This is a genomic window from Ruegeria sp. AJ12 (assembly GCF_056536245.1).
The window spans coordinates 219,042-237,368 of record NZ_JBQFJJ010000001.1; the positions used below are offsets into that span (position 1 = coordinate 219,042).

The 18,327-nt window shown below is 58.0% G+C and carries 12 protein-coding genes and 2 pseudogenes; 6 read left to right on the forward strand and 8 right to left on the reverse strand.

Annotated elements, in window-relative coordinates; translation table 11 throughout:
- Window positions 1-77: 77 nt before the first annotated feature.
- The 5 genes and pseudogenes from ACR3E0_RS01145 to ACR3E0_RS01165 all read right to left on the reverse strand — a co-directional run.
- On the reverse strand, window positions 78-440 hold the full coding sequence (locus tag ACR3E0_RS01145) for an SCO4402 family protein (protein ID WP_480475363.1): 363 nt from the start codon (window positions 438-440) through the stop codon (window positions 78-80).
- Window positions 437-3,919 carry an RHS repeat domain-containing protein gene (locus ACR3E0_RS01150; RefSeq protein ID WP_480475365.1) on the reverse strand — a complete coding sequence of 1,161 codons (3,483 nt, stop codon included), beginning with the start codon at window positions 3,917-3,919 and terminating at the stop codon, window positions 437-439. The genes ACR3E0_RS01145 and ACR3E0_RS01150 overlap by 4 nt, the downstream gene beginning before the upstream one ends.
- The gene (locus ACR3E0_RS01155) at window positions 3,916-6,153 is read right to left on the reverse strand and encodes an FG-GAP-like repeat-containing protein (protein WP_480475367.1); all 2,238 of its coding nucleotides are present in this window, start codon (window positions 6,151-6,153) and stop codon (window positions 3,916-3,918) included. Before ACR3E0_RS01155 ends, ACR3E0_RS01150 begins: the two co-directional genes overlap by 4 nt.
- Window positions 6,154-6,966: 813 nt before the next feature.
- Window positions 6,967-7,413: pseudogene (locus ACR3E0_RS01160) on the reverse strand (transposase); the annotation flags it as partial.
- A gap of 10 nt (window positions 7,414-7,423) precedes the next feature.
- A pseudogene (locus tag ACR3E0_RS01165) lies at window positions 7,424-7,732 on the reverse strand (IS6 family transposase); the annotation flags it as partial.
- A 505-nt stretch (window positions 7,733-8,237) separates the two neighbouring features.
- Here ACR3E0_RS01165 and ACR3E0_RS01170 point away from each other — a divergent pair.
- A complete protein-coding gene (locus ACR3E0_RS01170; protein ID WP_480475369.1) occupies window positions 8,238-9,263 on the forward strand; it encodes a LacI family DNA-binding transcriptional regulator in 1,026 nt (341 codons plus the stop codon).
- 4 nt (window positions 9,264-9,267) lie between these two features.
- Window positions 9,268-10,482, forward strand: coding sequence for a winged helix-turn-helix domain-containing protein (locus tag ACR3E0_RS01175; protein ID WP_480475371.1), 1,215 nt, complete (start codon window positions 9,268-9,270; stop codon window positions 10,480-10,482).
- Between the two features lie 3 nt (window positions 10,483-10,485).
- Here the strand turns inward: ACR3E0_RS01175 and ACR3E0_RS01180 are convergent, their stop codons facing one another.
- On the reverse strand, window positions 10,486-11,184 hold the full coding sequence (locus tag ACR3E0_RS01180) for a fumarylacetoacetate hydrolase family protein (protein ID WP_480475373.1): 699 nt from the start codon (window positions 11,182-11,184) through the stop codon (window positions 10,486-10,488).
- Between the two features lie 724 nt (window positions 11,185-11,908).
- The gene (gene hpaR, locus ACR3E0_RS01185) at window positions 11,909-12,343 is read right to left on the reverse strand and encodes a homoprotocatechuate degradation operon regulator HpaR (protein ID WP_480475375.1); all 435 of its coding nucleotides are present in this window, start codon (window positions 12,341-12,343) and stop codon (window positions 11,909-11,911) included.
- A gap of 230 nt (window positions 12,344-12,573) precedes the next feature.
- Between hpaR and ACR3E0_RS01190 the strand changes: the two genes are divergently transcribed.
- Together ACR3E0_RS01190 and ACR3E0_RS01195 are read left to right on the forward strand one after the other, a co-directional pair.
- The gene (locus ACR3E0_RS01190) at window positions 12,574-13,989 is read left to right on the forward strand and encodes a pyridoxal phosphate-dependent decarboxylase family protein (RefSeq protein ID WP_480475377.1); all 1,416 of its coding nucleotides are present in this window, start codon (window positions 12,574-12,576) and stop codon (window positions 13,987-13,989) included.
- Window positions 13,990-14,005: 16 nt separating this feature from the next.
- Entirely contained in the window at window positions 14,006-14,776 is a 771-nt protein-coding gene (locus tag ACR3E0_RS01195) for an aldolase/citrate lyase family protein (RefSeq protein ID WP_480475379.1), read from the forward strand.
- Window positions 14,777-14,780: 4 nt separating this feature from the next.
- Here ACR3E0_RS01195 and ACR3E0_RS01200 read toward each other — a convergent pair whose 3' ends face one another.
- Window positions 14,781-15,923, reverse strand: coding sequence for a DUF3095 domain-containing protein (locus tag ACR3E0_RS01200; RefSeq protein WP_480475381.1), 1,143 nt, complete (start codon window positions 15,921-15,923; stop codon window positions 14,781-14,783).
- Window positions 15,924-16,063: 140 nt separating this feature from the next.
- Between ACR3E0_RS01200 and ACR3E0_RS01205 the strand changes: the two genes are divergently transcribed.
- Window positions 16,064-17,236, forward strand: coding sequence for an MFS transporter (locus ACR3E0_RS01205; protein WP_480475383.1), 1,173 nt, complete (start codon window positions 16,064-16,066; stop codon window positions 17,234-17,236).
- A 3-nt stretch (window positions 17,237-17,239) separates the two neighbouring features.
- A complete protein-coding gene (locus tag ACR3E0_RS01210) occupies window positions 17,240-18,289 on the forward strand; it encodes a glycosyltransferase family 4 protein (protein ID WP_480475385.1) in 1,050 nt (349 codons plus the stop codon).
- Window positions 18,290-18,327: the final 38 nt, after the last annotated feature.

Genomic DNA, 18,327 nt, shown 5'->3' on the forward strand with positions numbered 1-18,327 from the left:
GTGTGCATAGTAAGAAGCTTAGACTGACATTTCTAATCTCTGTGAGACACAAGCAAGGAGCGTCGCTCAAATATTTCTCAACTCTTTTGCATCTCAATAAGAGCATACTTTGCAGACCTAACAACGCTCGCCCATTCTGGTTTTGATATGTAATCTTTGTCTTCTAATTCAGTGCCATACAGTTTGAACAGGTTCTCTATTTCACAAGTCAGTGTGTTGATCGCATCTGCCTCCTTTGAGTTCTTGAGTAAAATGCCGATACAAGAATGCGGTGCGCTCGCAAGTTCTGTATCGTCAAACAGAAAATGCACGGAATAGTCGAATGTGCTTGTGGGTTCACCTACGACGCCCCAACTAGTTCTCTGTAGCTCAGGTGAAGCTAGTTCCAAAATATAATCCATGAGTTCGTTACGCATATTCTCATATTGAATATCTGTCATGGTTTATTCCAGCTTTTCCAGGTATCATATTCCGATTTTGGTATATGAGCGCTTGTAGCGTTGTTTTTAATGCTACCCGAAATCGGTTTTCCGTCTCTTCCGATAACTTGTCCGTTGTGTCGAACCAGAACGTGATCAACTTGCTGACTTGGCAAACTATGACTAGGGTTCCCTTTGTCAAATCTCACGCCATTTCCAGGATTAGATGGATCGCTCCATCTTGTACCTTCCCCCTTACGATTTGGCTTACTTTTCCAGTTCGAAGGGATCAACTTTGAAAAAAATTGCCCCGTCCCTCTCGGTTTTATGACTGACGCCGGTTTAGCTGTTACCGCGCCTGGTGCGGTACTGGATTTTAGTGATCCTGTTGTTGCAGCTTGCACTCCTCCTTCAGGAAGGTTGTTGGGCCGATAACGCCCGCTGCCACCGCCAACGTACTGAAGACGCCCTCCCAACGCCAACCGCTTCATCAAGTCAATACCGTCCTGAGCGAGTTCATATTCTTCGTCATCTTTGGCGAATGCGGACTCGTTTGTACCTGCGTTTTCGCCGTTGGCATTCACACCGTTCGCGTTTCCGCCATTTGTGTTCCCGTCTCTTCCCTCTCCCCCTTCGTCGAGACTGTCTGAGCGCAGCGAGCCTGCGCGGTCGATGGCATTTCCTGATGGGTCTGAGAGGTTGATGGGATCGTTGAAGGAATAGGAGTACCTGTTTGTCCCGACGCCTTGTTGTGTGACTTCGAACCAGTCTGGCTGGATGAAGAGGGCAAGTTCGGGGTCGTAGTATCTTGCGTTGAGGTATTGCAGGCCTGCGCCGGCATCAAAGCGCTCGCCGATATAGCCCTTGGTCTCGGGCGCGGCGACCAGGTCCGAGATCCAGTCCCGGGCGGTGCCGAACGGGTGGTAGATGGTGCGCTTGTCCTCGGCCCCGTCGGAGCCGGCGATCATGCGGACCGAGTTCAGCTGGTCGCGGTGCATGTAGCTGGCCACGCCGTTGACCAGCCGCACATCCGGATGCGGGTAGGTCACGATCTCTTCCGCAGTGCCCTGTCCGAAGTTGCGGATCTCGACATCGCCGAAGGTGACGGTGACCATCTCGTCCGGACGCCCGGTCCGGTCGATCCGTTTCAGTCGCGCGCCATCGGCGCCATAGACATAAGAGGTGGTCGCGCCGGCATAGGTGACGCTCAGCGGGCGGTTCTCGCCATCATAGCTCATCCCCTTGCCGTGCAGGCCCTGAAGCATGTTGCCATTGGGGTCATAAGTCAGGCTCTGACCCGCAACACTGGTAGGGCGGTGGGTACCCGGCAGATAGTCGTAGACCCCCAGATGACTGTTCGAGCGCATGTTGCCCGCGGTGTCATAGGTAAAGGTCTGATCGAACGCGGTCACGTTGCTGCGGTTGGTGACCGTGGTCAGGCGGCCGGCATAGTCGTAGGCATAATCCAGATTGCCCGCGTCCTGGAGAGTCCACTGCTGGGCCACCCGGCCTGTGGCCGACCGGACATACTGCGTTTTGGACATGGCCAGACCGGAGGTGTCGCGCAGCTCGGTCCGGTCCATCCAGCCCCGGCTGCGCGAGAACTCACTGACCGACCGCAGGCCGTTGCCATAGACGATCTCCACAGGGTTGCTGCGCAGGTCATAGAGAACGGTTGTGATATGCGGGCCAAACCCGGTCAGCCGGTTCGCTGCGTCATATGCGAACGCCTCGGTCCAGTTGGTTGTTGTCGCCCCGGGTGTATCCGGCAGCGTACGCCGAAGCGGAGCGCCGTTGGCGGCATACTCGGTTTGCAGCTGATACGTGCGGCCATCGATCTCGTGCCGCTCTTCTGCCAGCAGGCCCTGAATGTTGTAGTCGTATTCGATCGCATGGGTACCGGCGATCGAGACGCCCGTGAGCATGCCGATATTGTAGAACCCGCCCCTGGGCTGGTCATAGCTGTGCTGGGTTGTGATGCTGCTCAGACCCGGGCCGCTGACGGTTTTGGTCTGCACCCGATCCAGTTGATCATAGGTATAGGCAATCGTCTGCCCCTTCGCGTCGATCTGAGAGATCAGGTTGTCGGTGGCGTCGTAAGACAGGGTCCACAGCCCAAGGCCGGGATCATCAGCGGTCAGCCGATTGCCAACAGCGTCATAGGTATAAGCCCATTCCGCACCTCCGGGGTCTCTCACACCGGTCAGCCGGTCAAGAAGATCATGGGCAAAATCGGTTTCGTCGAACAAGGATGTTTCCGGTGCCGTGGTGCCATTGCGCACCCCGGTTCGGATCGTGTTTCCACGCGCATCCAACACCGCGCGCGTCCAGCCGCAGATCGTTGCGGTATCATTGTCAAAGCACTGCGCGTCTTTCTGATCGACAAACGGGAAAGACCCATTCTGACCGGTGCCGTACGAGGCAAAAGGATCGGTCCGGCCATAGCTGCGCTCAGAATAGGTTCCGTCCGCAGCGGTGACCTGCAGAACCCGTCCCAGGGTGTCGTATAAAAAGCCGGTTCGCTGATTGCTGTCCGCACTGTTGTCCGCAGCGTCCGCCCAGGACAGCGGTATGCTCGTCCAGGCTACATTCCCACGTGTGTCATAGTGATTGAGCGTGACGATCGCATCCTCGATCTGGCTTGTCGCACCGCTGGTGGTTTCCTTGTAGACCTGACCAAACCCGTCAAAATACTGCCGGGATACGGTATCCGAGGTCGCGCCGACGGCAGAGGCCGATGCCGCACGGGTCTCGACATATTGCGCGGCCGGGTCCCCAAAGACATTGTATGTCCAGTTCACCTCATACCCGTTCGGGCCCTGTTTGCGGATGCCCCGGCAATGCAGGTCCAGAGTGGTTGTCGTGACCAGACCATTGGCATCCGTCTCTGTGAGCGGCGCCTGACAGCCATGGTGCCACTGCGTGCTTGCCGTATGACCCGCCGCATTTGTTGCACTGGTCAGAAGCAGATGTTTCTGGGCATCATAGGTGAATGTTGCCGTCCGGCCCTTCGCATCGGTCTCGGACAAAACGTTGCCAAAACCATCATAGGTGAACGCCCCGACAGTCTGGTGATAAACCGTGCTCTGGGCGTCTCTGCGCATCCGGCGCAACTCTGTCAGTTGGCCTTTGACCGGAGCCGTCAGGCCAGGCGCTGCCTCCCCATCATAGAGGTAGAATTCCGCAGACAGCCAGTTTGACGGATCGGTTGATGGCGCGGAGCCCGCATTGACCGCTTTTTGTGACGCCCTGTTGACGACATAGCTGTCCGGGTTCGGCGTATAGGAAAACCACGTCGTACGATCATCTTCGGTTCCCGCGTAGCCCAGATCCGCAATGGCCATCGGCGCGCCATACAGGTTCATGGTATATTCCATGGTCCGTTCGGTCAGGGTGCCTCCATCAAGAACCTTCTCGGTCGCGCGCGTCTTCCAGGCGCGCTGCGGCTTGCGGTCCAGATCCAGCTCCGTCCAGTCATTGATCTCCTGCCGCCAGGTCACACCATCCCGCACCAGTGTGCGGGACTTGACCTGCCTTTATAACCCGAGCTCGATCGCCCGTTGGCATAGTTCTGCATGTAGGTGGTTATCAGCTGCGGCCTGACTGCCTCCCCCTCGATCGCAGGCAGGGTTGCCGTGATCGTCCGGAAGCCCAGCGTCTGGCGCCGCTCATAGTCAAAGCGATTGCTGACATAGGAATAATCCGTAACACGCTCCGCACCCCCTGCCCCGTCAGAGCGCGTCAGCCGGCTGACAACCGGATAAGACCGCGGCACCCGGTTGTCGTTGAAATGCCCAGACGGCAGATATTCCACCGACAGTTCACCACCCAACGGCTCGGACACGGACGACAGAAGGTTCTTGAACCCCGACACCCCAAACAGGTGCGAATTCCCCTCCTTGCCCACAATGTCCCCAATCCCGTCCCCGTCAACATCAACAACAACGCCACGCTTCGTTCCAACAGGATTACCGGAGGAGGCAATGGTGCCGACGGGTAGCTCCACAAACGACTTTCCCGTCGAGAGAAACACCAGAGATTGATACTTATTTACCGAACAGTGTGCCGAAGACCAAGTGCACTTTCTTGTCACCACGACATCTGCAAGCCCATCGCCATTCATGTCCCGCACCTGCGCGGTCGCGTCCGTAAAGACGTTGGAGCTTTGAAACCGGAACCAATCGCTGCCATTCACTTGGAAAGATTTACCTTCCGAGAGGTGGACAACTATTCTTCCACGGTTTGAGCTGTTAAGAGTTGGCTGAATAACCACGAGGTCTTGGGCACCGTCGCCGTTCACGTCCCCAAAGCCCAGCTGCTTGTGAACTGTGTACCGGTACCTGACCGGATTGCTTCTTGTGTGGCTCGCTAATCCTACCGACGCGATCGGGTCGCGGTAAATCCAGTTCGCATCATTTTCGCTATTGCTGCCAAAAATCTCGTCCTGCCCGTCGCCATCAATATCAGCAGATGAGATCAACGCCCCCAGATTGCCCAGAGCTCTGGCCGAAGCCAAATGACCGCCCGCCGACAACTGATACAGGTAGTAGCCAGAGGTTGCTTCTAAGCCCGCATCGTAATCAAAATTTCCGAACAGCTTTGCGTTGTGTCCGGCCGGTATCGTGGCATCAGGGGTTCCTGGGGTAATGCCCCTGATCGCACGCTTTGTTGTCTTCATTACGTACCGGTAGTCACCGCGATCACCTACTCTCTCGCGTTGGCGTTCACGGTAATAATAAAATGTTTGACCGGATACGGGATCATGGCGGGAAAACTTCAATATTGTATTGTTTCTAGTCGCATAGTTATTCTCATATAGGTTAGCGAGGCCGCCTGGGATGGCGGTGTTGGTGATATTGCGATCAGCATCGAACTGGTAGGCCCGGATGGATTTGTTGTAGGTCCCGGTTCTTACGAGGATTTCCTGTTTGCCGTTCTGGTCGAGGTCGAGCACTGACATGGGAAACGCAAACACGTTCGACCCGCCTGTGACGCGGGTGAATTCGAGCGCGTCAGGCGAATAGCTGAAGCTGTGGGGCTGGGCCAGCTCTGTACCTTCCAGCACACCCGCCGCACCCACGGTAAAATCCGTGCCGTATTGCGCGACCGAGGCCAGCAGGCTGATCCGCGTCTGCGCCGCAACCGTGTAATCCAGCTGATAGGCGCGGATCGGGGTCGTCTCGTCGCCCTCATACACCTGAATGCCCGCCAGCCGGTGCTGCTGTTCACCGATCAGGGCTGTGCCCGTGGCATAGCTCGGCCAGGTCACATCCCCGGCCAGTTCATCATATCTCAGCCGGATCGCGTAGATCACGGTCGCGTCCGGCAACTCATAAGAGATTTTGGTCAGCCGGGGCGCATAGGCTTGCGCCTGCGGGGCAAAGTCATAGGCATACCGGACAAGGTTCCCCGACACATCGGCCACTGTCTCCAGAAGGTAGCGGCTGTGGCTGAGCACCTTGTCCGCATCCGTACCCGCCGTCGTCTGAATACCACTCAGCACCTGCATATTCTGGTACCGGAGTTGGGTCCCATCCCGGCGGAAGACCACAAACCCGGTCCCGTCCCGGCGGATCTTCAGGTAATTGTCATTGTAGGTGACAAAATGCCCACCCGAGGAACAGCTGGCGCTCTCGGCGTTGGTCTTGCGTTGCGGCGGGTAATCCGCGACCAACACATCGGTTGCCTGCGCATCATCGCACAGCAGAAGATCCTGACCATCCAGGCGATACACATCATCCGCGTCTCTGTATGTCGGGATACCCCGCCCAGTGATACACGGTCAATGGAGGACAGCGCACTCAGGCGCCATCCCGCGCCCAACACCGCATCCGGTGTGCCCCGACCATTGAAACTGGAAACATATCGAAGCGCAAACCCGGGCTCCAATCCCCGGAACGCAGGCACCTCAATCGGAACCGAGTATTTGAAGCTGCCGTCAGACAAGACATCGTTGGTAAAGGTCACCGCAGGCGCCGTGGCATCCCGATAACCGTCTTCCACTTGGGCGTTCACGCCAATAGGGTTGAACACACCAGCCGTGGCAATCACGGCGGCCAAAGCAACTCGAATCAATGCCTCACTCCGGGTCAAATATCCTATTGTTTTGCCTAGCAAATAAACCTTAGCGATCAAACATCTTTTTCAAATCTACTTTAAGTAGTCATAATCCGTTCAAACTCAGACATCTCCAGGGAGATGACGAGGTTATTTTATGTTCCGTCAAGACCCAAAATGGACCGAATGTGGGTCATCGTTCTACACTCGAACCTCGTAATAGATGTGTGCCTGGGGGGTGCCGTTTGGGGTACCGGGGAAAACCATACGGCATTTTGTGTATTATTCTCAATATGTTAATTCACTAAATAGAGACCTCTCCTGGCACCATTTCACATTTCGATGTGAAATCCGCTAAAAAGTCAAAAATTACAGACGTTTGCGGAGTTCGATAACCGTTTTGGCGGTCGTATGCCAATGGGGCTTTGAAAGAGATGGTCCTAGGTTTTAGACCAGTTTGCAGCCTTGTTAAGATGGATCAGGATTTCATTTAGGCAGCTATTCTCATTGGCTCAGTTTTGCTGGCATATGCTTCATCGGGGGCCAATATGCCGTGCGTCGAGTGGGGCTGTTTGGAATTGTAGTAGGTCAGCCATTTGCTGATGCCCGCCCGCATTTCAGAACCCGTTTCCAAGGCGTTCAGATAGACGCATTCATACTTCAGCGACCGCCACAGCCGCTCAATCATTCGATTGTCGCGCCATGCGCCTTTGCCGTCCATGCTGATGTTGAACTTTGCATCGACCAGCACGCCGATCCACGCGCCGCTGGTGAACTGGCCACCTTGGTCGCTGTTGAAGATCTCTGGTGTACCGTGGTTGGCTAAAGCCTCTTTCAGAGCCTCGACGCAAAAACCCGCGTCCATGCTGTTCGACAGTCGCCACGCCAAGACTTTGCGGCTGTACCAATCCATGATCGCTACGAGATATGGGAACCCTCCACAGCCCTCCACAGCCCTCCACAGCCCGCCAGAGCCGGCATTTCCGACCGTTGATCGGGATGACCACTTCGTCCAAATGCCATTTGTCGGCCGCGGCTGGCCGATCTCGCCTGATGCAATTCGCGAAATGGTCGCCAAAGCGGTTGACCCATTGCCGGATCGTTTCCCGGCTGACCGTCACACCGCGTTCCGCGAGCAGCTCTTCAACATCCGCAGTGCTAAGCGCAAAGCGATGGTAGACCCAGACGGCATAGGCGATGATCTCTCGCGGAAAACGAAAGCCCTTCAGGCGTGGCATTTCGAACGGTATCTTCATGCGTGAGCGGTAACCAGTTCAGAACGCGCAAACAAGTTGGCAATGACATAGAAACCATCACGCTTTTTATTGCATTTTTCATTTCGGTAGCGCCTTACCTTCTACCGCATCAGGAATTTTCAGTTCTGCGTCGACTTTGGCGCTGTTTTCCGAAACCGAAAGAGGAAAATAGATTTCGATATTGTTTTGTATTACGTGCCGCGAACCGTCGGGACAAACAACCGTCCGAGTAGGCATAAATGCTAGATTTAAAGGCATTTATTGCTGATTCCTCGTTGCCGGAAGAGAACAGCACAGATCACCTAATTGTTGCAATCCAAGTCGGGCCAGATGCGGCTGGACACTCCGCATCCGGCCTTATCAGGTCTTTGCCTTTGCCCAAACTTCAGTGTGTCTTCGGTAATTAAGGGGCTTTTTCCGGGTTGTCATGACCTTTGCACAACAGTTGTACAGATCACCCTGTTCACGCTACCATCGGGCAAAACAACGATGCAGGTGCCCTCTCGTGAACACTGAAACCAAACGCCCGCTTACCCTCCGCGATGTCTCTGAGGCGTCAGGAGTGTCCGAGATGACGGTCAGTCGGGTCCTGCGCAATCGGGGCGATGTGTCAGATGCCACCCGCACCCGTGTTTTGGCCGCCGCGAAAGAGTTGGGATATGTGCCCAACAAGATCGCTGGCGCGCTCGCGTCCAGCCGGGTGAACCTGGTCGCGGTCATCATTCCGTCCCTGTCGAACATGGTGTTCCCCGAGGTCCTGACCGGCGTCAATCAGGTTCTGGAAGACACCGAGTTGCAGCCTGTGGTCGGGGTCACCGACTATCTGCCGGAAAAGGAAGAGAAGGTGCTGTACGAGATGCTCTCGTGGCGCCCGTCGGGTGTGATCATCGCGGGTCTGGAGCATACGGAGGCGGCGCGCGCCATGCTGGATTCCGCCGGAATTCCCGTGGTCGAGATCATGGATACCGATGGCAAACCGGTGGATGCGATGGTGGGTATTTCGCATCGTCGTGCGGGCCGCGAAATGGCGCAGGCGATCCTGAAAGCGGGATATGAGCATATCGGGTTCATGGGCACAAAAATGCCATTGGATCACCGCGCGCGGAAACGGTTCGAGGGGTTCACCGAGGTACTTGGTAAGCACGGGATCGAAATCGAAGATCGCGAGTTCTATTCCGGCGGCTCTGCGCTGGCCAAAGGGCGTGAGATGACGCAGGCCATGCTGGAGCGGTCGCCGGATCTGGATTTTCTGTATTACTCCAACGACATGATCGGTGCCGGTGGGTTGTTGTACCTGCTGGAGCAGGGCATCGACATTCCCGGACAGATCGGGCTGGCCGGGTTCAACAATGTCGAGCTGCTGCAAGGTCTGCCGCGCAAACTGGCGACCATGGATGCCTGTCGTCTGGAAATCGGTCACCAGGCTGCAAAGATCATCGCAGAACGCCTGAACGATCCCGACGCAGACATCGAAACGCGCGTCACCCTGACCCCGAAAATCAGCTACGGCGACACGCTGAAACGGCGCTGAGACCTTGGCGCTGCAACGGCTCGACAACCGGACGGCGCGCGCCGTTTTCATGGATCGCCATGCCCTGGCAGAGCCGCCGTCAGGCAATGCCAAGGGAGACGAGTTGCTGGCGTTGATCCATCGGCTTGGATTTGTTCAGCTCGACAGCATCAACACAGTTGCTCGTGCCCACGATATGATCCTGTTTTCACGCAGGCCGACCTATCGCAGCAAGAACCTCAAGCGTCTGTACGAACGTGACAAGGCCCTGTTCGAACACTGGACCCACGATGCGGCCGTAATCCCCATGGAGTTCTATCAGCACTGGCATCTGCGCTTTCAGCGCGATGCAGATCTGCTGAAGACCCGGTGGAAGAACTGGCGGCGGGACGGCTTCGAGCAGCAGTTCGCGACCGTGCTTGATCATGTTCGGGATCACGGCCCCGTATCCTCCTCGGATGTCGGCAAGGATGAAAAGAAAGGCTCGGGCGGATGGTGGGATTGGCACCCGTCCAAAACGGCGCTGGAGTTTCTGTGGCGCTCGGGTGCTTTGACCGTCGTTGGCCGGGAAGGATTTCAGAAACGCTATGACCTGACCGAGCGCGTGATCGAGACGCATCTGTGCCCGGGATCTACCCCGTGCGATGCGGACATGACAGTGGATTGGTTGTGCAACGCCGCGTTGGACCGGTTGGGGTTTGCAACATCGGGCGAACTGGCCGCTTTTTGGGACACGGTCAGCCCTGCAGAAGCCAAAGACTGGTGCGCGAACGCGCTGAACGACGGCGCGCTGGAAGAGATTGAAGTCGCTTGCGCAGACGGACGGGTCCGTAAGGTTCTGGCCCGCCCGGGGCTGCCTGATCTCGCTAACACTCTGGACGCGCCGACCGGGCGGATCAGGGTGCTCAGCCCCTTCGATCCCATGCTTCGCGACCGTAATCGGGCGCAAAGACTGTTCGGCTTTCACTACCGGATCGAGGTCTTTGTCCCCGAAGCCAAAAGAACATACGGCTACTATGTCTTTCCACTGTTGGAGGGCGACAAACTGATCGGTCGGATCGATATGAAGGCGCACCGGGATAGCGGCGAATTGCGTGTCCGGGCGCTCTGGCCCGAACGTGGGGTGCGCTGGTCGGACGCGCGCACCCGGCGCCTGCAATCCGAACTCGACCGCGTTCGTCGCTTCGCCCAACTGGACGAGGTCATGTTTGCCGCGGATTGGCTGAAAGACCCTAAATAGGGTCTACTCTGCCGCCGACAACGTCAATTGGATCGGGTCCAAGCCATCAATTCCGCCCGTGATCACATCGCCCGCCTCAACCGGGCCAACACCCGCGGGCGTACCTGTCAGAATAAGGTCGCCTGGGCGTAAGTGATAAAACCCGGACAGATGAGAGATGATCTCGTCGATCTTCCAGATCAGTTCCCCGAGTGTCGCATCCTGCCGCGTTTCGCCGTTGACGCTCAGATGGATACGCTTGTTGTCGTCCGGGGACCAGCCCGCTGCTTTTGTCAGGGGCGCAAAGACCGCGCCGTTCTCGACATCCTTGCCCAAGTCCCAAGGGCGCTGTTTGTTGCGCTCACGAATTTGAAGATCGCGTCGCGTCATATCCAACGCACAGCCATATGCAAAGACGGCGGTTCCTGCCTCGACCCGCGTGGCACGAAACACCGGTTGCCCGATTGCGACGGCCAGTTCCATTTCGTGGTGATAATTCGCGGTGCCCGGTGGGTAGGGCACCGTGGCACCCGACAGAACCGCATTTGGGGCGGATTTGGTGAAATAAAACGGTGCCTCGCGGTCAACCTCGTGGCCCATTTCGGCCGCATGCGCCGCGTAGTTACGGCCGACGCAGAAGATCCTTCCGATTGGGTATCCGGCCACCTCTCCTGCAATGGGGATTACGACAGAATCAGGAAGAAAAAACAAACTGTCCGACATGACGACCCCCGTCTTGATTGCGCAAGCGGCATATTAATGAACGCAGGACCACCGACAAGCATGCGCGCTCGCCGGTTCTTGCCCACAGCTTCAGATTGTTTCGGCGCGAACCTGCTCAATTTTGCACGCCACTCAACTCACCGTTCCCCGAGGCCCTCTGATCCGCCTTTATGGCGTCATTGTCGCAAGGTCGCCGTTTGAATTACGAGGGGCACGTATTTTGATCCACCCTGACTATCAAAACGCAATCGGATCGGTTTGGCACCGTTATGGCGGCTTGGGGACCACAGCGCTTGGAACATGCCGTGATCGCGCTATCTGGTACGGTACATCAGCGACCGGCAACGCGGTTTGCTCACAGAAATACCGACACCTGGATGTGAACAGGCGTCTGTATCCGGCCAGGCAGAATGCCGGGACAGAACAACAAGACCGAATTGACTCCAAGACACCACTTGCGGACACAGCCACAAGTCGGCAATTGAGAACGACCGTTTCGGAGGGCACAGGCGAAAGGTCCATCCCCCTGGACTTTATATGCCTGTTTTTGAACTGTATTTTCGGTTCATTACTTTCTCTGAAGCGTGGGCCGGACCGTCGGATAAGACAAGACGCGACCGGCCTCGGGCCAGGCACATAATCCAGTCCGAGTCTGGCCTCCCCGCCGGAGATATCCCCCTTACGTCTCCGGCGGGGGCACCACCGCAGGCCGTTTGTGCGGCGTTTACTTTTCCAGATCGTTCAACTCGTTCAAAAGGTCCAGCAACAGCTCATGAGTGTCCGGACCCAGCAGGGACTTGAGGCGTTCGGCCTGCGCCACGCTCACCTCGAGGTTATCGTGAATGATCTGCACGCCTCTCTCGCTGATCTCGACAATCTGCCGACGCCGGTCGACCGGGTGTGCAGACCGGACAATCAATCCCTTATGTTCGAGCTTTTGCAGAATACGCGTCAGGCTGGGCAGCAACAGGCAGGCCCGCTCGGCTATGTGGGTCGGCTCCTGAGGGCCCTCTTCGTTCAGGACACGCAGGACCCGCCACTGCTGTTCGGTGACACCCGCATCCGCCAGCAATGCGCGGATGGGCCCCATGACCTTTTCCCGCGCCCGCAACAGCGCAATAGGCAAGGATCGCGACGTCAGGGGAAGTTCATTGGTCATGACAAAGCTTGGCCGAATTCAGAACCGTTCGCAAGCAGCCCGCAAATTTTGCCATTTTTCACCCAGTTAGAGACTGATTCAGATGGCGGTCACCAAAGAATTGCGCATCGCGGGTCTGGCCCTCCCAGCCCGGCAAAGAGAATTGACCTTCTGCCGTGAATACCTATCACTGATTTCAACATCACCCGCACCTCGGGCTCAGCCGACTGGTGCCGCCGGGGAGGGTCAGGATGAAATGGACAGAGTTTTCTGAGTGGGGTCGAACAGTCGCGGACTGGGCGCAGGCCTACCATCTGAGTGTCAGTGACAAGCCGGTCCGGGCGCGGACAGAACCCGGCGACGTTCTGAACGCGCTGCCCGCAACCCCGCCAGAGCAACCACAGCCGGTGGAGGATATCTTTCGCGATTTCGAACAGATCGTGATGCCCGGGATTACCCATTGGCAGCATCCGAGGTTCTTTGCCTACTTCAACTCGAACGCTTCGGCCCCGTCGGTTCTAGCCGAGTTTCTGTCCAGCGCCATCGCGCCGCAATGCATGTTGTGGCAAACCTCGCCGGCTGCGACCGAAATGGAAACGCGGATGATGGACTGGCTGCGTCAGGCCCTGGATCTGCCCGAAGGCTTTTCTGGCGTCATTCAGGACTCGGCATCTTCGGCCACCTTGGCGGCCGTGTTGACGATGCGGGAAAAGGCGTTGAACTGGCAAGGCAACAGCCACGGGTTGTTCGAACAGAAACCGCTGCGGGTCTATTGCTCATCCGAGGTGCATACATCGATTGATCGCGCGATCTGGGTGGCCGGGATCGGACAAGCCAATCTGGTGCGGATCCCTGTCCAGGGCGATTGGCGGGGAATGGACCCCGATGCGCTGGAATCCGCGATTCAGTCCGATTTAGACTCTGGATTTCACCCTGCCGGTGTCATCCTATGCGTGGGTGGAACGGGAACCGGTGCGACAGATCCAGTAGACCGGTGCCTTGAGATCGCCCGGAAATTCGGGCTCTATACGCATGTGGATGCGGCCTGGGCCGGGTCCGCGATGATCTGCCCAGAATACCGTCACTATTGGCCCGGCGTCGATCAGGCCGACAGCATTGTCTTTAACCCGCATAAGTGGCTGGGCGTGCAATTCGACTGCTGTGCCCATTTCCTGAAAAACCCCGATGATCTGGTTCAGACGCTTGCGATCAGTCCCGAGTATCTGAAAACCCATGGCAAGGACGGGATCATCAATTACTCGGAGTGGTCGGTGCCCCTGGGCCGTCGATTCCGGGCATTGAAGCTTTGGTTTGTGATCCGGGCCTATGGGCTCGAAGGGTTGCGTCAGCGGTTGCGCAATCACATCAAGTGGTCGCAAGACCTACACGACCGGCTGGCACAGGAGCCCGATTTCGACATCGTGACAACGCCCATGTGGTCTCTGTGGACCTTTCGCTACTCACCCGCAGGCCACACCGATCTGGACGATCTCAACCTCCATCTTGTGAATGCGATCAACGATGATGGGCGCATCTACCTGACGCAGACGCGTGTCGACGGCGACCTTGTAATCCGTTTTCAGGCTGGTCAGTTCGAAACAACCGAAGACGATGTAAAGATGGCGTTTGACGTCATCAGCGAGATTGCCCGCTCTCTGCCAGAATGAAACAGAAGGATACCGGATGGCCGCGCCAACCAACACGTTCAAACAGGCCCTAAAACAGGGCAAAAGGCAGATCGGTTGCTGGATGAGCTTTGCCGAACCGATCACGGCGGAGGTCATGGGCACCGCCGGGTTTGACTGGCTGGTGATCGACGGCGAACACGCGCCGAACGACATCCGGTCCATCCGCGATCAGCTGATGGCGCTGTCCAATAGCGCATCGCATCCAGTTGTGCGCGTGCCGGTGGGCGAAACCTGGCTGATCAAGATGGTTCTGGATGCTGGCGCGCAAACCATACTTGTTCCCATTGTTGAAAGCGCCGAACAGGCGCGAGAACTGGTTCGCGCTTGCCGCTATCCGCCTGAAGGTGCCCGTGGCGTAGGTGCCATGGCCGCGCGGGCAACGGCATATGGCACGACAAGCGATTACGTCCAGACGGCAGATCAGGAAATCTGCCTGCTGGTTCAGGTTGAGAACCGTGCCGGAATGGCGGCGCTGGACGGCATACTTCAGGTGGACGGCGTCGATGGCGTCTTTATCGGTCCCGCGGATCTGTCCACCGATATGGGGTTTCAGGGCGACACCACCGCCCCGGAGGTCCGCACGGTGATCGCCGACGCCCTGACCCGGATCAGGGCCGCAGACAAGGCACCTGGGATTCTGGGCACGAATGACGAGGCGCGACAATCCTATCTGGAGATGGGGGCGCAGTTTCTGGCGGTCGGCATCGACGTGATGCTTTTGGCGCAGGCGTCGCGATCGCTGGCGGCGACATGGAAGGCGAAATAAAGCGTCAGGCCCGCATGCGCGCTGCCGCTTGTGCGTAACCACCCGATGCGCCATCAACGAAATGCACGTGATCGTCGCGTGTGGCTGACGGCACAAAACAGGTCATCATCGCCTCGTCCTGCGCATGGATGCCATAACGGACCTTGCCGCGCCCGCGCGCGTCTTCCAGCATGTGTTCGATCTGGGACAGGGTCGCCGGATCGCAATCCAGCGTCATTTTCAGACCGTCGTCAAACTTGCGGAAATCGGCGTTCCTGCTGACCATGCGTTTGTAGTGCTCGGGCTCGAAATTACCCATCCGCCTACCGGTCTTGAACAAGAGGCCTATCAGAAGGTTCTGCCCCAACAACAAGACCTTCTGCAGGAACAGGTTGCGTCCATTGCGCGAGACATGCGCATCGATGTCAACACCCGGCGGCGGCCAGGTGATTGGCGGGCCGTTGGCAGGAACCGGGTGGCCCGCGCGTTCCAGCGCTTCGGACGCGGACAGAACGGATTGGGCCAGGTCAGAGAAATCGCGTTCGGTCGCGGCTGGTGTGGGTTGCACCACCAGGGAAACGATCCGGCCATGTCGCGCGGGGCTGTTCGACCAGCGACAGGACAGACCGGTCAGATCAGGCTGAGCGCCCGGGTCTGCTGGGACGACCTCATACTGGCCAGCTTTCATCTGCGTCTCGGCCCAGGCCAGACCGCCACCTGAAAACATGGCGTAGTCCACCCCGGTTGACGGCGCGTAGCGAGCCACCCGAAGGTCTTTGCCCGCCTTGCGAAGTTCGGCCACCGGAACCAGCGCGGCGCGTAAGGGCATCGAAAACTCTTCCTCTGCCCAGCGCCGCAGGGACGCCAGCGTGGCACGCGCCGTATCGGCAGCACTTGGCGGGACGGCGAACCCCGCGCCATCGCCGCCGAAGACATACGGAAACAGCCTGCCGTCCATCGCATTGATCATGCCCGAAACCACCGCCGCGCCGACCATATTGACGGTCTTGTACCGACCCCGGGCAATTTCACCCGTCGAATCCACGATGTCGGCGACACCCAGAACCCAATCATCTGGGACGGCAGTAAAGCGCAATGGATCCGCTAGCTGAGTAAAGTCGCGCTGCAGGGGAAGGTTTTCATAGAATTCAGAATGGAGGTCTTTCATTGTCCCCCTCGAAAATGGACTTGTGACCTGATGATAGCCCGATCGTGAATACTGTCTGCTTCCTGCAACATACTACACGCGCTTGTGCGATTTGCCACGGCATGCCAAGCATGCGCACAAGCACGGCAAGGGGACGGTGAATGCAGGCAGGTTTGGTGGTGTTGTGTCTGGCCTATGTCCTCAGCCAGTTCTTTCGCGCCTTTCTGGCGGTTCTCAGCCTGGATCTGGAACGCGACATCGGAGCAGCGCCCGAAGACCTGGCCTTTGCCTCGGGTCTTTGGTTTCTGGTCTTTGCGGCAATGCAGATTCCGGTTGGATGGGCACTGGACCGCATTGGACCGCGCCTGACCGCAGCGGTTCTATTGATGATCGGTGGTGCTGGCGGCGCTGCAATATTCGCGGCGGCGGCCTCGCCGTTGCATGTCAGCATCGCAATGGCGTTGATCGGGGTCGGGTGTTCTCCGGTTCTGATGGCATCCTACTACATCTTTGCCCGCGAGTACCCGCCCGCCCGGTTCGCGACCCTGGCTGCGGTAATGCTGGGCGTTGGATCGACCGGCAACCTTGTAGCCTCTTACCCCACGGCCATGGCGGTTGAACTGATGGGCTGGCGGCCAACCATGCTTACACTTGCTGTGATCTCGGCCGCCATAGCACTGGGCATCTGGGGCAGCGTCAGGGACCCCGACCGCGTCCTGTCCGAGCACAAGGGGTCCGTGCTGGACCTTTTGAAACAACCCGCCTTGCTGCTGATCATGCCGCTGATGCTGGTGGCTTATGCGCCCTCGGCAGCGTTACGCGGGCTTTGGGCGGGCCCCTATCTGAACGACACCTTCGGACTGGACACGGCACAGATCGGAACCGCGACCCTGGTGATGGGGGCGGCGATGATAACCGGCACATTCGTCTATGGCCCGCTTGACCGCCTGCTGGGGACCCGCAAATGGGTCGTCTTTGGCGGCAACGCACTGGGAGCGGTGACGCTGGGCCTGTTGTGCCTGTGGATCGACACCGCAGTTTGGGTTTCAGTTGTAATACTTGCGGTGATTGGGTTTCTGGGCGCAAGCTTTCCTGTCATCATGGCGCATGGCCGTGCCTTTGTGCCGCCGCATCTGGTCGGGCGTGGGGTGACCTTGCTGAATCTCTTCGGCATCGGAGGCGTCGGTCTTGCACAATTTGCGACCGGTCGAATTCATGCGGCGACAGTGGACGTCAGCCCGACGGCGCCCTACACGGCCATATTCGCCTTTTTTGCGGTTACGCTTGCCATCGGCTGCGCGATCTATCTATTCAGCCGGGATAGCGTGGACTGACATATGGATCAGGAGAACCCGGTGAAGGACCCAGTCGTCATCGCGCCAAATCTCAAGCGCAGACTTTCGGGCGTGACGGCAACGATTGCACGGCTGGTGCCGCTGCAGGCGCAGTGGATCGACATTGCGGCAACCGGACCGGGCCTGCCCGCATCCGTTCCGCATATCCCGCTGGGCCGCCTGCCCTTTCTGTCGCGCCGCAAACTGCGTGTCTGGCACGCACGGCGCAACACAGAAATGCTGCTGGGTCTGATCCTGCGCAACCTTTTCCGGCTGAGACTGAAACTGCTGTTCACCAGCGCCTCGCAACGCGCTCATACCGGCTACACAAAATGGCTGATTGGCAAGATGGATGCCGTTGTGGCCACGTCGCGCAAGACCGCCGGGTACATGGACCGCGATGCGCAGGTGATCATGCATGGGATCAATCTGCAGGATTTTGCACCACCACAGGACAAGGTGGCGTTGCGCACGCAACTGGGCTTGCCCGAGGGGGTGCTGCTGGGCTGCTATGGCCGCATCCGCCATCAGAAAGGCACCGACGCCTTTGTCGATGCAATGATGGACCTCTGTGCGCGGTCTCAGGACGTCTCGGGCATCGTCATGGGGCGCGCCACCGAACAGCACAGCGGGTTTCTGAACGAGTTGACAGAAAAGGTCGCACAGGCCGGGCTGGCGGATCGGATCCTGTTTATGCCCGAGGTCACCGTCGATCAGATCGCCCAATGGTATCAGGTACTGGATTTGTTCATCGCCCCGCAACGCTGGGAAGGGTTCGGCCTCACTCCGCTGGAGGCGATGGCCTGTGGCGTACCGGTTGTCGCCACGGATGTCGGCGCATTTTCCGAGATCGTGACGGAACCTGCGCTGGGCCGCGTTGTTGCACCGGGTGATGTTGCGGCGCTTGCCGATGCGGCGGCGGAGATGCTGGAGGATCGTGATTCCCTGTCGCACGCGGGCCTGTCCGCGCGGGCTCATGTCGAACAGAATTTCGATATCAACGACGAAGCCAGATCCCTTGTCGCCCTGTACGAGCGGCTCCTGAGCGACTGAACCGCCTCAAATCCGCGTCATTCTATCCATTCCCCTGC

What these genes read in the sequence shown, in the direction of transcription:
- ACR3E0_RS01210 (WP_480475385.1), top strand. Translation starts at nt 17,240, where the DNA reads ATGGATCAGGAGAACCCGGTGAAGGACCCAGTCGTCATCGCGCCAAAT.
- ACR3E0_RS01205 (WP_480475383.1), top strand. Translation starts at nt 16,064, where the DNA reads ATGCAGGCAGGTTTGGTGGTGTTGTGTCTGGCCTATGTCCTCAGCCAG.
- ACR3E0_RS01200 (WP_480475381.1), bottom strand. Translation starts at nt 15,923, where the DNA reads ATGAAAGACCTCCATTCTGAATTCTATGAAAACCTTCCCCTGCAGCGC.
- hpaR (WP_480475375.1), bottom strand. Translation starts at nt 12,343, where the DNA reads ATGACCAATGAACTTCCCCTGACGTCGCGATCCTTGCCTATTGCGCTG.
- ACR3E0_RS01145 (WP_480475363.1), bottom strand. Translation starts at nt 440, where the DNA reads ATGACAGATATTCAATATGAGAATATGCGTAACGAACTCATGGATTAT.
- ACR3E0_RS01195 (WP_480475379.1), top strand. Translation starts at nt 14,006, where the DNA reads ATGGCCGCGCCAACCAACACGTTCAAACAGGCCCTAAAACAGGGCAAA.
- ACR3E0_RS01190 (WP_480475377.1), top strand. Translation starts at nt 12,574, where the DNA reads ATGAAATGGACAGAGTTTTCTGAGTGGGGTCGAACAGTCGCGGACTGG.
- ACR3E0_RS01180 (WP_480475373.1), bottom strand. Translation starts at nt 11,184, where the DNA reads ATGTCGGACAGTTTGTTTTTTCTTCCTGATTCTGTCGTAATCCCCATT.